The organism is Paraburkholderia sp. J41, assembly GCF_905220235.1.
In the GTDB taxonomy this organism is placed as follows: Bacteria; Pseudomonadota; Gammaproteobacteria; order Burkholderiales; family Burkholderiaceae; genus Paraburkholderia.
Genome location: NZ_CAJMZE010000012.1, coordinates 72970 through 88209, shown reverse-complemented (window position 1 = coordinate 88209; position 15240 = coordinate 72970). Strand labels below are relative to the sequence as shown.

At 67.7% G+C, this 15240-nt stretch carries 12 protein-coding genes; 7 read left to right on the top strand and 5 right to left on the bottom strand.

Features of this window, described 5'->3' with window-relative positions:
- Positions 1-208: 208 nt before the first annotated feature.
- On the bottom strand, positions 209-2035 hold the full coding sequence (locus tag U5805_RS14855; RefSeq protein WP_322104238.1) for a putative bifunctional diguanylate cyclase/phosphodiesterase: 1827 nt from the start codon (positions 2033-2035) through the stop codon (positions 209-211).
- A 184-nt stretch (positions 2036-2219) separates the two neighbouring features.
- Entirely contained in the window at positions 2220-3188 is a 969-nt protein-coding gene (locus U5805_RS14850; RefSeq protein ID WP_322104237.1) for a LysR family transcriptional regulator, read from the bottom strand.
- A 213-nt stretch (positions 3189-3401) separates the two neighbouring features.
- Between U5805_RS14850 and U5805_RS14845 the strand changes: the two genes are divergently transcribed.
- The 7 genes from U5805_RS14845 to dkgB all read left to right on the top strand — a co-directional run bounded on the left by U5805_RS14845 (position 3402) and on the right by dkgB (position 11949).
- The gene (locus tag U5805_RS14845) at positions 3402-4754 is read left to right on the top strand and encodes an MFS transporter (protein ID WP_322104236.1); all 1353 of its coding nucleotides are present in this window, start codon (positions 3402-3404) and stop codon (positions 4752-4754) included.
- 44 nt (positions 4755-4798) lie between these two features.
- Positions 4799-5590 carry an SDR family oxidoreductase gene (locus U5805_RS14840; RefSeq protein ID WP_322104235.1) on the top strand — a complete coding sequence of 264 codons (792 nt, stop codon included), beginning with the start codon at positions 4799-4801 and terminating at the stop codon, positions 5588-5590.
- A gap of 57 nt (positions 5591-5647) precedes the next feature.
- Positions 5648-7405 carry a dihydroxy-acid dehydratase gene (gene ilvD, locus U5805_RS14835; protein ID WP_322104234.1) on the top strand — a complete coding sequence of 586 codons (1758 nt, stop codon included), beginning with the start codon at positions 5648-5650 and terminating at the stop codon, positions 7403-7405.
- Complete coding sequence (locus U5805_RS14830) at positions 7402-8406, top strand: NAD(P)-dependent oxidoreductase (RefSeq protein ID WP_322104233.1); 1005 nt, start codon at positions 7402-7404, stop codon at positions 8404-8406. The genes ilvD and U5805_RS14830 overlap by 4 nt, the downstream gene beginning before the upstream one ends.
- 67 nt (positions 8407-8473) lie before the next feature.
- Positions 8474-9778, top strand: a complete 1305-nt coding sequence (locus U5805_RS14825; RefSeq protein WP_322104232.1) for an MFS transporter — start codon at positions 8474-8476, stop codon at positions 9776-9778.
- Between the two features lie 104 nt (positions 9779-9882).
- On the top strand, positions 9883-11106 hold the full coding sequence (locus U5805_RS14820) for an MFS transporter (protein ID WP_322104231.1): 1224 nt from the start codon (positions 9883-9885) through the stop codon (positions 11104-11106).
- Between the two features lie 24 nt (positions 11107-11130).
- A complete protein-coding gene (gene dkgB / locus U5805_RS14815) occupies positions 11131-11949 on the top strand; it encodes a 2,5-didehydrogluconate reductase DkgB (RefSeq protein ID WP_322104230.1) in 819 nt (272 codons plus the stop codon).
- A 97-nt stretch (positions 11950-12046) separates the two neighbouring features.
- Here the strand turns inward: dkgB and U5805_RS14810 are convergent, their stop codons facing one another.
- The 3 genes from U5805_RS14810 to U5805_RS14800 form a co-directional block, all read right to left on the bottom strand.
- A complete protein-coding gene (locus tag U5805_RS14810; RefSeq protein ID WP_322104229.1) occupies positions 12047-13072 on the bottom strand; it encodes a substrate-binding domain-containing protein in 1026 nt (341 codons plus the stop codon).
- Positions 13073-13211: 139 nt separating this feature from the next.
- Entirely contained in the window at positions 13212-14180 is a 969-nt protein-coding gene (gene rbsB, locus U5805_RS14805) for a ribose ABC transporter substrate-binding protein RbsB (protein ID WP_322104228.1), read from the bottom strand.
- Between the two features lie 85 nt (positions 14181-14265).
- Positions 14266-15222: an ABC transporter permease subunit gene (locus tag U5805_RS14800; RefSeq protein WP_322104227.1), complete on the bottom strand. Its 957-nt coding sequence runs from the start codon at positions 15220-15222 to the stop codon at positions 14266-14268.
- Positions 15223-15240: the final 18 nt, after the last annotated feature.

Sequence of the window (15240 nt, the reverse complement as noted above, 5' to 3'; positions counted from 1 at the left end):
TGTGAGGACGCGCGGTGCGCGCGCCATGGAAGCATTCCGATTTATCCGCGTCGCCTCCGAACATCGTCGAGATACACGTTCACGATGATCGACAGCCGCTTGGCGACCGCAGGATCGTCACGGTCCGCCGCGACGATCTTCTCGATCATCGCGCGGGTTCCGTCCGTCGCCGGAACAAAGCGCCCGGCGGGTCGGATCGGCCCGCGAATCAGGCGCTCAAACGGATTACGCCCCGCCGCAGCACTTCGGTTGTCGTTGCGCGGTCGGCGGGACGGCCGAACAGATAGCCTTGCGCGTAACCGCAGCCGAGGCGCCGCAAATCGGCGGCCTGCGTGTCCGTTTCCACGCCTTCCGCGACGATGCGCATGCCCAGCCCGCTCGCGATATCGAGCAGCGCCTTGATGATGAGGCCGCCCGCGCCGCCCACGGCGAGCCGGTCCACGAAGCTTTTGTCGACCTTGATGATGTCGACGGGAAAGTTGAGCAGATGCGTGAGCGACGCGTAGCCGGTGCCGAAGTCGTCGAGCGCGACGAGCACGCCGTCGCGGCGCAATTCGCCGAGCGTGCGCGAAACCTTGCGCTCCCCTTCCCCCTCGTTCATGTAGACGGATTCGGTCACTTCGAGCACGACGCGGTCGAGCGGCACGCCGTAGCGCGCGAACGCTTCGCGCATGCGCTCGCGCAAATCGTGCTGCTCGAAATCCGCCATCGAGACGTTCACGCTCACCGGCGGCACCGGCACGCCATGATCGAGCCAGTAACGCAGATCGCCCGCAACGCGATCGAGCATGCGCTCCGTGACGAGATACCCCATCGAGCGGTCGTGCAGCGCCTGCGCGAGCGCACCGGCCGCAATGATCTCGCCGTCCTTCGTGCGCACGCGGCATAGCGCTTCCAGGCCGACCGGCTCGCCCGTATGCAGATTCACGATGGGTTGATAGTGCGCTTCGAGCCGGTCCTCGGCGAGCGCGTTCGCGAGCGTTTGCAGCACGCGCATGCGACGCGTGAGCGGTCCCGCGAGGCTGGCGTCGTAAAGCACGAACTGGCCGCGCGTCGTTTGCTTCGCATGATTCAGCGCCAGATTGGCGTGCTGGAGCAAAGTGCCCACCGGCTGCGGCCGCGCAAGATCGAAGATCGCGCCGCCGCAGCTCACCGAAAGCGCAATGGCGTGCGTGCCCGCGAGCGGCGAGCGCTGCGCCAGCGCTTCGAGAATGCCGCGCGCCATGGCGGGCAGCGTCGCGGCCGGATCGTCGCCTTCGAGCAGCACGGCGAATTCGTCGGCGTCCACGCGAAAGGTGGCTTCGCGCGTGGCGAGCCGGGCGATGGCGTGGCCCACTTCCTGAATGAGCTTGTCGCCGGCTTCGTGACCGAAAGCGTCGTTCACGCGGCCGAGATAGTCGATGTCGGCGAGCAGGATGCCGAGCGGCCGCCGCGCCTCGCCGACCGCGTTTTCCAGCGTCTTGATGAAGTTCGCGCGATTACCGAAGCCGGTGAGCCAGTCGAAATTGGCGAGCCGCCGGTTTTCGGCGCGCACTTCCTCGCGTTCGAGCACGAGCGAGCAAAGATCGACGCAGTCCGCGACGATCTCGCGTTCTTCCTCGGTCGGCCCGCGATGCTCGCGATAGTAGAAACCGAACGCGCCCAGCACGCGCCCGTCGCTTTGCACGATCGGGCTCGACCAGCACGCTTTCACGCCGTGGCGTTCGAGCAGCACGTTGGCGAGCGCGCGATACGGCAGCCAGCGCGCATCCGCGAAAATATCGTGTACGGCAACGGGATGGCGAAAGAACGCGGCGGTGCCGCACGAACCCACGTCGGGGCCGATCCGGATGCCTTCGAGCGCCGACGAATAATCGGGCGAGAGACTCGCGCCGGCGAACGGATGCAGCATGCCCTCGCGATCCACGACGACGATCGAGCACAGCACGCCGGCGGCGCGCTGTTCCGCATGCCGGCAGATGTATTCGCCGGTTTCCCGCACGGAATGGCCGCGCGCCAGCATGTCCAGAATCCGCTGTTGAAGCTGTCCTTTCATGGCTCGTGTCCGTCGGTTTCCACTGTGCGGAATGCGTTATGTTTATCGCCTCGCGCGTCGGCGTGCGCAATGCAGTCTAGCTCAGCTCTGCGTCATTTCAGTATTCGCCCGAATTCCCCCGCTTTTCATGCCGCCTTTCACGCCGCCTCACGCCGTCATGCGCGCGCGGCTCGAACCTGTCGATTCAATTACGGTTCGCGGCCCTTTCCTTGCGAATTTCCGCGCCCGCTTCCTTGAGGCATTCGACGAACAATTGGCCCGCGCCCTGCAACGCGTCCGCGCGCCAGTATGCGACCACTTCCGTGAGCGCTTCGAGCGGCGCCAGCGGCAGCACGCGCAAATGGCCTCGCATCGCGTGCTCGCGCGCCGTCGAAAGCGGCAGGATCGAGACGAATTCGCCATGCGTGAGCAGCGTGATGTTGAGCGAAAGCGAACTCGATTCGATATGGCTCGCGCCCGGCGCGATCTCGTGCGAAGTGAGCGTTTCGATCAGCGTGGCATAGGCGGGCGAGCCGTGCAGCGGCGTGATCCAGCGGCAATGGCGCAAGTCCGGCCAGTCCACCGGCGTGTCGAGCCGGCCGAGCGTGTGATTCGCGCTCGCCACGAACACGAACGGCTCGCTATGCAGCGTTTCCTGGCGCAATTGGGTTTGCGAAGTCGAAAGACGGTTGCGGCCGATGGCGATATCCAGCTCGCCTTCGTCGAGCATTTTCATGAGCCGGTCGAGCGTGCCTTCGATGAACGAGAGCGAAGCGGCCGGCGCGCGGCGCAAGAATAGCTGCACGGCGTTGGCCGTCATCGGCTCGGGAATCGTCACCACCGCGCCGAAGCGCACGTGGCCGCCCGTGCCTTCCGCCAGCGCGTTGACGTCGCGCCGCGCGAGTTCGAGGTTGCGCAGAATCTCGCGCCCGCACGCCACCAGCACTTCGCCGATGCTCGTGAGTTCGAGCGCATTGCCCACGCGGTTCACCACGCTCACGCCCATCGCCTGCTCGATTTCCGCGATCTGCTTGGAGATGGCGGGCTGCGTCACGTGGAACGCGGCGGCCACGCGCGTGACCTGGCCCAGATCCGCCAGCGCGACCAGAATGCGCAAATGCGGCAGCTTGAGGCCGTTGCGAAAGAACCGGTCGATGGAAACGTCGTTTTGCATAAGGGGTTTCCCGTATTCGACATAACCATATGGTTATGCGCAATACCGAAAGAGTGATTTGCGGCGGCGCGTGGCGGGCGGCTACCCTTGCGTTGCAAACCGGCCGCTGCTTTTTAAGCAGGTAAAGCATAACAAAGCCGGTCGAGACCCGGACCGCGCCCGCGAAGGCCGCCCGAAACGAAGACCGCGCCCCCGCGGCGCACAGGAGACGACATGAGTGCCCAGTCATTCGGCCCGGACGCCTTCACCGCACCCGCCGCCACGGCCGAACCCGGCGACGCCGCGCGCCTCGCGCTTTACGCGAAGCTCGCGCGGCGCATCGTGCCGTTCCTCTTTCTCGCCTTCGTGGTCGCCTACATCGACCGCGTGAACGTGAGCTTCGCGAAGCTGCAAATGCTCGGCGATCTGCATTTGAGCGAAACCGTCTACGGCGTGGGCGCAGGCATCTTCTTTCTCGGCTATTTCGTCTTCGAGGTGCCGAGCAATCTCGTCCTCAACCGCGTGGGCGCGCGCCGCTGGATCGCGCGCATCATGATTTCGTGGTCGATCGTTTCCACGCTCACGATGTTCGCGAGCGGCCCGGCTTCGTTCTACGCGCTGCGCTTCCTGCTGGGCGTGGCCGAGGCGGGCTTCTTTCCCGGCATCGTGCTGTATCTCTCGCAGTGGTTTCCGTCCACGCGGCGCTCGCAGATCATCGCTCTTTTCATGGCGGCGATTCCGGTTTCGGGCGCCGTGGGCGGCCCGCTTTCGGGCTGGGTGATGGCGCATCTGGGCGGCGCCTACGGGCTCGCGGGCTGGAAATGGCTGTTCGCGGTCGAAGGGCTCGCTTCGCTGATCGTCGGTTTCGCGGCGTTCTTCCTGCTGCACGACCGCATCGAATCGGTGCGCTGGCTGAGCGCCGAGGAAAAAGCGCTGCTCGCCGCCGATCTCGCCGACGACGCCCGCTCGCGCCCCGAGGAAACCGTGCGCGGCGCATTCGCGAGCGCGCGCGTGTGGCTGCTGGGCCTGCTTTACTTCTGCATCGCGATGGGCAATTACGGCCTCGCGTTCTGGGTGCCCACCATCATCAAGGCGAGCGGCGTGGCGAGCGTGAGCAACATCGGCTGGCTCTCGGCGGTGCCCTCGCTCATCAGCATCGTGGCGATGGTCGCCGTCGCGCGCCACGCCGACCGCTCGGGCGAGCGCCGCCGTCCCGTGGCCGCGTGCTGCGCGATCGGCGCCGCGGGTTTGCTCGCTTCCGTGCTGTTCGCCGCGACGCCCGCCGTGGCCGTGATCGCGCTGATCGTGGCCGCCATCGGCATCAATTCCATCGCGCCCCTGTTCTGGGGCATTCCCACCGCGCTGATGGGCGGCGCGGGCGCGGCGGCGGCCATTGCCGTCATCAACTGCACGGGCAATCTCGCGGGCTTCGCGAGCCCGTTCCTGGTCGGCTGGCTGTCGGACCTGAGCGGCGGCAAGCTGCTGCCCGGCATGCTCGCCATCGCCGTGGCGCTCCTCGCGGGCGCGGCGCTCGTGCTGACGCTGCGCGTGCCCGCGGCGAAGCCGGCGGCGCGCACGTCGACGTAACCGGCGGCACGCCCGCACCGACTTTTCCAACGAGGACTTTACCCATGACCTACACCGCAACGCCGGTCTGCATGATCACGGGCGCGGCAAGCGGCATCGGCGCCGCCACGGCCGTGCGTTTCGCGCGCGCGGGCTGGTCCGTCGCCATCGGCAATTTCGACGAAAGCACGCGCGCGAGCGCGCTCGCCGTGCAGGACGAATGCCGCGCGCACGGCGCGCAAACGCTCGTGTTCGACGCCGACGTGAGCCAGGACGAAGCCTGCCTGCGCGCCGTGGACGAAGTGACCGCGCGCTGGCGCCGCATCGACGCGCTCGTGAACTGCGCGGGCACCACGCGCGTGATTGCGCACGCCGCGCTCGACCAGGTCGACGCCGCCGAATTCGAGCGCGTCTATCGCGTCAACACCATCGGCCTCTTTCAGATGACGCGCGCCGCCGCGCCGTGGCTGCGCGAATCGGCAAGCGCGACGCGCAGCGCGAGCGTCGTCAACATCTCGTCGCTGGCGGGCCTGAACGGCACCGGCTCGTCGATCGCCTACGCGGCGTCGAAAGGCGCCGTCAACACGATGACGCTCTCGCTCGCGCGCTCGCTCGCGCCGCGCGTGCGCGTGAACGCCGTCGCGCCCGGCATGGTCGACGACGGCCTGTTGCTGCGCTCGCTCGAACCCGCGCAATACCGCGACGTGCTGGCGCGCATGACCGCGAACTCGCCGCTCCAGCGCGTCTCGCAGCCCGCCGAAATCGCCGATCTCGCGTTCTTCCTGACCGAGCACGCGCCCGCCATCACGGGCCAGGTGATCGCCGCCGAAAACGGCTTTCTGCTCGCGAGCGTCTGAGCGCCGCGACGTCGCCCGCCCGCGCCCGCGCCCGCCCGAAAAACCACCACACGACCCATGACCGATCTCCACAAGCACCGCTCCCGCCGCGTCACCGACGGCATCACGCGCGCGCCGCATCGCGCCTTCCTGCGCGCCACGGGCCTCGACGACGCCTCGATGCAGAAGCCCTTCGTCGCCATCGTCGACACCTTCGGCGAGAACACGCCCTGCTCCATGTCGCTGAACCAGATTTCCGACAACGTGCGCCTTGGCGTGGCGGCGGGCGGCGGCGTGCCGATTCGCGGCTCGGCGATCTCCGTTTCCGACGGCACCTCGATGAACCACGCGGGCATGCGCATGAGCCTCGTTTCGCGCGAGGTGATCGCCGACAGCGTGGAATTGTTCGTGCGCGCGCACGGCTACGACGCGCTCGTGGGCGTGGCCGGCTGCGACAAGACGCTGCCCGGCATGCTGATGGGCATGGTGCGCGTGAACGTGCCCGGCGTGTTCCTGTTCGGCGGCGCGATGCTGCCTGGCGTGGCGCCCGGCGCGATTCCCGGCGGCGCGGGCCACGGCCTGCAACGCCAGGCGACCATTCTCAACGCCATCGAAGCCGTGGGCGCGGCGCAGCGCGGCGACATCGCGCGCGCGCAGCTCGACGCCATCGAGAAAGGCTGCACGCCCACGGCCGGCTCGTGCCCCGGCCAGTTCACGGCCAACACCATGGCGATGGTCGCCGAAACGCTCGGCCTCGCGCCGCTCGGCTCGGCGATGGTGCCCGCCGTGTACAGCGAACGCATCGCCATTTCGCGGCGCGCGGGCGAAACGGTGATGCGCGCGTTGCGCTCGGGCGGCCCGCTGCCGCGCGATCTCGTCACCGTGAAAAGCCTCGAAAACGCCTGCGCCGCCGTGGCCGCGACCGGCGGCTCGACCAACGCGTGCCTGCACATTCCCGCCATCGCGCACGAGGCGGGCATCCGCTTCACGCTCGACGACGTGGAGCGCGTGTTCGCGCGCGTTCCGCTGATCGGCGACTTGCAGCCGGGCGGCCGCTATCTCGCGCAGGACCTGCATCACGCGGGCGGCGTGCCGGCCGTGCTCAACGCGCTGCTCGCGGGCGGCCACTTGCACGGCGACGCGCTCACGCTCGACGGCACGACGCTCACCGAAGCGCTCGCGCATTTCGGCGGCCCCGACGGCGAAGTGGTGCGCGCCTGCGACACGCCGATCTCGCGCAACGGCGGCCTCGTGATCCTGCGCGGCAACCTCGCGCCCGAAGGCGCCTGCCTGAAAGTGGCGGGCCTCAAGTCGCTGGCTTTCACGGGCACGGCGCGCATTTTCGAATGCGAGGAGGACTGCATGGCCGTGGTCGCCGCACGCACGTACCGCGAAGGCGACGTGCTCGTGATCCGCAACGAAGGCCCGCGCGGCGGTCCCGGCATGCGCGAGATGCTGAGCGTGACGGCCGCCATCTACGGCCAGGGCATGGGCGAAAAAGTCGCGCTGCTCACCGACGGACGCTTCTCCGGCGCGACCCGCGGCATGTGCATCGGCTACGTGGGACCGGAAGCGGCGCAAGGCGGCCCGATCGCGCTGCTGCGCGAAGGCGACCGCATTCGCATCGACGCGCGCGAAGGCGTGCTGCACGTCGATCTTTCCGACGACGAACTCGCGCAGCGCCGCGCGCAACTTGCGCCGCGCGCGCCCAGACGGCTGGCGGGCGTGCTCGAAAAATACGCGGCGCTGGTGCGGCCCGCGAATGTCGGCGCGGTCACGCATTCGGGCAATCTCGACTGGCCCTACGACGCCCCCACGCATGGAGACACGGAATGAACGCCACGGAGTCCGCCGATGAATACGTCAAGCAGCACGCTGACGAACCCGCTTTGCGCGTCGGTTTTTGCGGCCTCGGCAAGATGGGTTTGCCGATGGCGCGGCGTCTCGCCGAGGCGGGCTTTCGCACGGCGCTATGGAACCGCTCGGCGCAAAAGGCTCACGCCCTGGGTGCGTCGCTGAGCGCGCAGGCAAGCGCCGCGAACGACGCCGCGAATGTTGCCGCGAATGTTGCCGCGAACCGCGCCGCGAACCCTTCGGCGAGCGCATTCGAAACGCCCGCCGAAGTGGCCGCGTACAGCGAAGCCGTCATGCTGTGTCTCGCCGATTACGCCGCGGTCGAAGCCGTTGCGTTCGGCTCGCGGGGACTCGCGCGCGGCGCGCCGCGCGATCTGATCGTCGTCGATCATTCGACGATGGCGCCCGCGCAGGCGCAAGCGCTCGCGCGGCGCTGGCGCGAGGAAACCGGCGGCGCGTGGATCGACGCGCCGGTGTCGGGCGGCACGGCGGGCGCGGCGGCGGGCACGCTCGCGATCATGGCGGGCGGCGACGCGAACGCGATCGACGCCCTGCTCGGCGCGATGCGCGCCTACGCCGCGCGCGTCACGCGCCTCGGCGCCAGCGGCGCGGGCCAGGCCGCGAAGCTCGCGAACCAGACCATCGTGATGACGACCATCGCCGGCATCGCGGAAGCCACGCGCCTCGCGCGGCGCACCGGCATCGAGGCCGCGCGCCTGCCGGCCGCGCTCGCGGGCGGCTGGGCCGATTCGGTGCTGCTGCAAACGCTGCAACCGCGTATGATCGCGGCGCCGGCCCAGCCCAGCGGCACGATCCGCACCATGCTCAAGGATCTCGACGCGGTGGAGTCGTTCGCGCGCGAGAACGGCACGTTCTTGCCGGTCGCCGCGCTCGTGCGCCGCTGGCTCGCGCGCGCCTGCGAGCAAGGTCTCGCCGACGCCGATATTTCGCAGATCGTGACCGTCGAGCTGGATCAGGCGTGAGCGGCGGCGCGTCGGCATAGCAAAAGCGCGCCGTCGGCAAAGAAAAAACAAACACCCGGAGACAACCATGCCCACACTCGAATCGAGCCCCGCGCTCGGTGTATCCCACGCGAGGCTGACCGCCGGCCAATGGCGGCTGATCGTGCTCGCGAGCCTTGGCGGCGCGCTCGAATTCTACGATTTCGTCGTCTACGGCGTGTTCGCGCAATTTATCGGCGCGGCGTTCTTTTCGATGCTCGACCCGATGATGTCGCTCGTGATGTCGTTCGCGGTGTTCGCGATCGGCTATCTCTCGCGGCCCATCGGCGGCGCGGTGCTGAGCTGGTTCGGCGACCGCTTCGGGCGGCGGCGCGTGTTCATCGTCTCGGTGATCGTGGTGTCGCTTTCGACCATCGGCATGGGGCTCGTGCCGCCCTACGCGAGCTGGGGTCTCGCGGCCACCTTCACGATGATCGGCTTGCGGCTCGTGCAGGGTTTCTGCCTTGGCGGCGAGTTGCCCGGCTCGATCACCTATGTCGTCGAAACCGTGCCGCGCCGCGCGGGCTTCGTGTGCGGCATCGTGTTCTTCTGCGTGAATTCGGGCGTGCTGCTCGCGGCCATCATGAATCTCGTGGTGCATGCGGCGCTCACGCCCGCGCAAGTGCCCGCGTACGGCTGGCGCATTGCGTTCGTGTTCGGCGGCCTGATCGGGCTGCTCGGCTTCTGGCTGCGCCGCAAGCTCGAGGAAACGCCCGAGTTCGCGCACATGAAAGGCCTCGCCTCGAAGCATCCGTTCGCGGAACTGTGGCGCGAGCACTGGCGCGCGGTGGTGGCGGGCGTGGTAACGACGGCGGCCACGGCGGGCTACAACGGCCTGTTGTTCGCGCACATGCCCGCCTATCTCGACAAGGTGCTGCATTACGAGCCGCACACCATTGCCGTGGCGCAGAACGTGGCGCTCGCCACGGCGTCGCTCGGCATTCTGGTGGTGGGCTGGATCGGCGACAGCGTGCCGCGCCGCCTGCTGATGCGCGCGGGCGCGCTGCTGCTGATCGCGCTTTCGCTGCCGTTCTACGCGGCGCTCGTGGCGCACCGCATGGATCTGGTCGTGCTGATGCTGCTGGGCGGCCTGGGCGCGGCGCTCATCAACGGCACCTTCGCCTGCATCATCGCCGACATGTTCCCCACGCGCGTGCGCTTCAGCGGCGTGGCCATCGCCTTCAACCTGAGCTTCACGATCTTCAGCGGCACGGCGCCGCTGATCGGCACCTGGCTGATCGGCAGGACAGGTGCGGCGGTCGCGCCCGCGTACTTCATGATCGCGTGCGCGGCGCTCACGTTCATCGGCACGTTCGCGCTCAAGCGCCTGAGCGGCAAGATCGTGCATTCTTGACTCGCATTCAAGACTGTTTGCCCGCGGGAGAGGTTTTTCGCCGAAAGTGAATTCGGGATAATGCTGCATTGCACGATTCCCACGCTTTCGACGGAGCCTCCCGCATGACTTCCCCACACGCCGCATCGACCGGCGCACCGAAAACCGCCGGCGCGGCGCTGCCGCTGCTCGCCCTTGCCGTGGGCGCGTTCGGCATCGGCACCACCGAGTTCTCGCCCATGGGTTTGCTGCCCGTGATCGCCGAAGGCGTACACGTGTCGATTCCCACCGCCGGCATGCTCATCAGCGCCTATGCGATCGGCGTGATGGCGGGCGCGCCGCTCATGACGCTCGCGCTCGCGCGCTGGCCGCGCCGCAAGGCGTTGATCGCGCTGATGAGCATTTTCACGCTCGGCAACCTGCTTTCCGCGCTCGCGCCCGACTACGCGACGCTGCTGCTCGCGCGCCTCGTCACGAGCCTGAACCACGGCGCGTTCTTCGGCCTGGGCTCGGTCGCGGCGGCGAGCTTCGTGCCGCGCGAGCGCCAGGCGAGCGCGGTGGCCACCATGTTCATGGGCCTCACGATCGCCAACATCGGCGGCGTGCCCGCGGCCACCTGGCTCGGCGAGGCGATCGGCTGGCGCATGTCGTTCGTGGCGACGGCCGGGCTGGGCGTGCTCGCCATCGCCGGTTTGCGCTTCGCGCTGCCCAGGGGCGACGCGGGCGCGATGCCCGATCTGCGCGCCGAACTCGCCGTGCTCACGCGCCCCGCCGTGCTGGGCGCGCTCGCCACCACGGTGCTCGGCGCGGGCGCGATGTTCACGCTCTACACCTATGTTGCGCCCACGCTCGCCGCGCTGACGGGCGCCTCGCCCGCCTTCGTGACCGCCATGCTGGTGCTGATCGGCGTGGGCTTTTCGATCGGCAACGCGGCGGGCGGGCGTCTTGCGGACCGCTCGCTCGACGGCACGCTGGTCGGTTTTCTGCTGCTGCTGATCGCCGTGATGCTGGCGTTTCCGGCGCTCGCGCTCACGCACGTGGGCGCGGCCGTTGCGCTGCTCGTGTGGGGCGTCGCGACCTTCGCGGTCGTGCCGCCGTTGCAGATGCGCGTGATGCGCGCCGCGCACGAAGCGCCGGGCCTCGCTTCCTCGGTGAACGTGGGCGCGTTCAATCTCGGCAACGCGCTCGGCGCGGCGGCGGGCGGCGCGGCGCTTTCGGGCGGCTTCGGCTACGCGGCGGTGCCCATCGTCGGCGCGCTCATCGCGAGCGCGGGCGTGGCGCTCGTCGCCTTTCAGTTCGCGCTCAACCGGCGTGCGCGCGGGCAGTCCGCCACGTCGCCGAACGCGTAAATCCCCTTCTGTTCAGGAGAGTTTATGAGCACAGTTTCCACCGCCGTTCCCGCCTTCGGCCTCGGCACGTTCCGCCTCAAGGGCCAGGTGGTCATCGATTCCGTGCGCAACGGCCTCGAACTCGGCTATCGCGCCATCGACACCGCGCAAATCTACGGCAACGAAGCCGAGGTCGGCGAAGCCATCGCGGCCTCGGGCGTGGCGCGCGACGACCTCTATCTCACGACCAAGGTCTGGGTCGACAACTACGCGCCCGAAAAGCTCGTGCCGAGCCTCGAACAGAGCCTCGCGAAGCTGCGCACCGACGCCGTGGATCTCACGCTCATTCACTGGCCCGCGCCCGACAACGGCGTGCCGCTCGAAACCTTCATGGCCGCGCTCGCCGAAGCGAAGGCGAAGGGCCTCACGCGCGCCATCGGCATCTCGAACTTCAATATCGAGCAGACGAAGCGCGCCATCGGCGTGGTGGGCAAAGGCGAGATCGCCACGAACCAGATCGAGTTGAGCCCGTATTTGCAGAACCGCAAGGTCGCGGCGTTCCTGCAAGGCGAAGGCGTGCAGGTGACGTCGTACATGACGCTCGCCTACGGCAAGGTGCTGGGCGACCCGGTGATCGGCGCGATTGCGGAGCGTCACGGCGCGACGCCCGCGCAAGTGGCTTTGGCGTGGGCGCTGCGGCTCGGTTACTGCGTGATTCCTTCGTCGACGAAGCGCGCAAACCTCGCGAGCAATCTGCTCGCGCAGCAACTTGCGCTGAGCGACGCCGACATGCAGGAAATCGCCGCACTGGAGCGCAATGGCCGCGAAGTGAGTCCGGCGGGCCTGGCGCCGCTTTGGGATTGATGTCCGGTTTGGGATTGATGTCCGATTAGGGATTGATGCCCGCTTTGGGATTGATGCCCGATTAAGAACGGGCGCCGAAAGGCGGAAGCGAGCGCGCTTAAACGTGCGCCTCGCCGCGCCGTCGGTAATGAATTTGCGCGGGCACTTGCCGCGATTCGGGCGGCGCTTCGCCTTCGAGCAGCGAGAACACGCAACGCAGGCTATGCGCCGCGAGTTCGCGGCTGTCCTGCACGATGGCGTCGATGCGCAGCGGCAGGCAGTCGAGCAGGCGATGATCGTCGAAGGTCATCAGGCGGCCCGGCGCCTGGCCGAGCTGGTGGGCCTCGTTGACGAATTGCAGCACGCCTTCGAGCAGCGTGATCGAGCCGGCGAACAAGGATTCGGGGTAGCGCCCGTGCGCCTCGAACCAAGCCTTCATCAGCGCATAGCCCGATTCGCGCTGGTAATCGCGCTGGAACACCCAGCCCGGCTGTTCGGCAACGCCGTGTTGCCGCAACGCGAGCCGGTAGCCCGCGAGACGGTCGCGGCTCACCGAAAGATCGGGCTGGCCGCCGAAGTACACCGCTTCGCGCGCGCCCTGCGCGAGCGATTCGCCCACGAGCATCGCGACCGTTTCGGCGGCGTCGGTGACCACGTAGGGAATCGCGCTTTCTTCCACGCGGCGGTCGGCGAACACGAGCGGCAAGCGCTTGACCCACTTTTCGTAGCGCGGCGCTTCCGCCGTGCACGGCACCACCACCACGCCGTCCACCTGCTGCGCGACGAGCCGCGCGATGCCTTCGGTTTCGCGCACGGGGTCTTCGTCGCTCGTCACGATCACGAGCTGATAGCGGTATGCCTCGCGGCACTGCCATTCCATCGCCTGCGCGAGCGCCGCGTGCGCGGAGTTCGTGAGGTCGGGAATCACGAGGCCAATGGTGTTGCTGCGCCGCGAGCGCAGCGCGCGCGCCGACTGCGAAGGCGTGAAGTGATGCTCCTTCGCCACCTTGAGCACGCGCTCGACCGTGGCCGCCGAAATGCGGTAGCGCTCGGCGTTGCCGTTCAGCACCATGCTCGCCGTGGTGCGCGAGACTTCCGCGAGGCGGGCGATGTCGTCGATGGTCAGCCGCTCGAACTGGGGCACGCGGTTTCCTGCTGGCAAGGGTTGAAAGGACGTAAGGCAACGTGCCAAAAACAATGCGCCCCGTTTTGCGGACGGGGCGCGGGCGCGCATCGGCGAAAAACTTCCGCCGATGGTACTACGACGGCATGCGCGCGAGAACTTACTGCTTGTACAGGTTCAGCGGCACGGGGATGAACTTGTCGACGGCCTGGCCGTCCACGAGCTTCTTCGCCGTCTGCACGCCGTACTGGCCGATCAGTTCCGGCTGCTGCTGCACCGTCGCGGCCATCTGGCCGGCCTTCACGGCGGCAATGGCGTCGTCGGTGGCGTCGAAGCCCACCACGGCCACGTTCTTGAGGCCCGCGGCTTGCAGCGCCTTCACCGCGCCCAGCGCCATTTCGTCGTTCTGCGCGAACACGCCCTGAATGTCCTTGTTGCTCTGGATGATGTTTTCCATCACCGAAAGACCCTTGGCGCGGTCGAAGTCGGCGGGCTGCTTCGTGGCGATCTTCACGCCGCCCTTCGCGGCAATTTCGTCGTCGAAGCCCGCGCCGCGCTCGTTCGCGGCCGACGAACCGGGAATGCCTTGCAGCTCGACGATGTTGCCCTTGCCGCCCAGCTTGTCGGCGAGGAAGTCGGCCGCCATCTTGCCGCCGGCCTTGTTGTCCGAGGCGATATGCGAGCTGACTTCGGCGCCGTTCACGCTGCGGTCGAGCGAGACGACCTTGATGCCCTTGCCCGTGGCTTCCTTCACGACGTTGGCCACGGCCGACGAATCGGTGGGGTTGATGAGAATGACGTTGACCTTCTTCTGGATCAGGTCTTCGACACTGGCCTGCTGTTTGGCCGGGTCGTTCTGCGCGTCGACGGTGATGAGCGTCACGCCGTCCTTCTTCGCTTCGTCCTCGGCGCCCTTCTTGAGCGAAACGAAGAACGGATTGTTGAGCGTCGAGATCGACAGGCCGACGACCACCGCGCCGCCCGCCGCCGGGGCCGACGCGCCGCTGGCGGCCGCATCCGACGAACTGGACGGGCCTTCCTTCGAGCAGGCCGCGAGGCCCAGCGCGAGCGAACCGGCGGCGAGCGCGGCGAAAAGCTTCGAGAATCGGGGCGAAACGTGCTGTTGCATGGTCATCTCCTCGTAGTTATGGATAAAACGTGAATGAAAAAATTAATCAGGATTGCTATGAAACCGGACGGCGCGATGCGGCGCGTCAGGACTTCTTGTTGCCGCGATCGATCAGCACGGCGAGCAGAATCACGCCGCCCTTGATGACTTGCTGATAGAACGAGGAGACGTCGAGCAGATTGAGGCCGTTATTGAGCACGCCGATCAAGAGCGCGCCCACCAGCGTGCCGAAAATCCAGCCGCGCCCGCCCGTGAGACTCGTGCCGCCGAGCACGACGGCCGCGATGGCGTCGAGTTCGTAGCCGGTGCCCGCCGTGGGTTGCGCGGAATTCAGACGCGAGGTGAGCACGATGCCCGCAAGCGCCGACATCACGCCGGAAATCGTATAGACCCACAACTGAATGCGATCGACCTTCACGCCCGAGAGCTTGGCCGATTCCGCGTTGCCGCCCGTCGCGTAGATATGGCGGCCGAACACGGTCTTGCGCAGCAGCACCCAGAACACGCCGAACATCACGAGCATGAGGATCACGGGAATCGGCACGAGGCGAGCCACATAGCCGCCGCCGAGCAGCGAGAAGAAGTCGCTGTTGAAGCTGCTGATCGGGCTGCCGTTCGAGACCACGAGCGCGAGGCCGCGCAGCACCGTCATGGAGCCGAGCGTGGCGATGAACGGCGCGACCTTGCCCTTGCTGATGACGAGTCCGTTCGCGAGGCCCATCAGGCCGCCGGCCACGAGACCCGCCAGCGTGGCCACCGCGGCGGGCGTGCCCGTGCTGAGCAGGCTGGCGATGATGACCGAGGAAAGCGCGAGCACCGAGCCCGCCGAAAGGTCGATGCCGCCGAGCAGGATCACGAGCGTCATGCCGAACGCGATGAGCGCGTTGATCGACGCCTGGCGCATCACGTTGAGCAGATTGTCGACCGTGAGGAAGTCGGGGCTCACGATCGAAAGTCCGACCGCGATGATGAGCAGGGCAATAAACGGCCCGAGTTTTTGCAGCGTCGCCCGGCTGCTGGGTGTCATCGTCAGTTGCGCCATGTGATGTCTCGCGAAGGT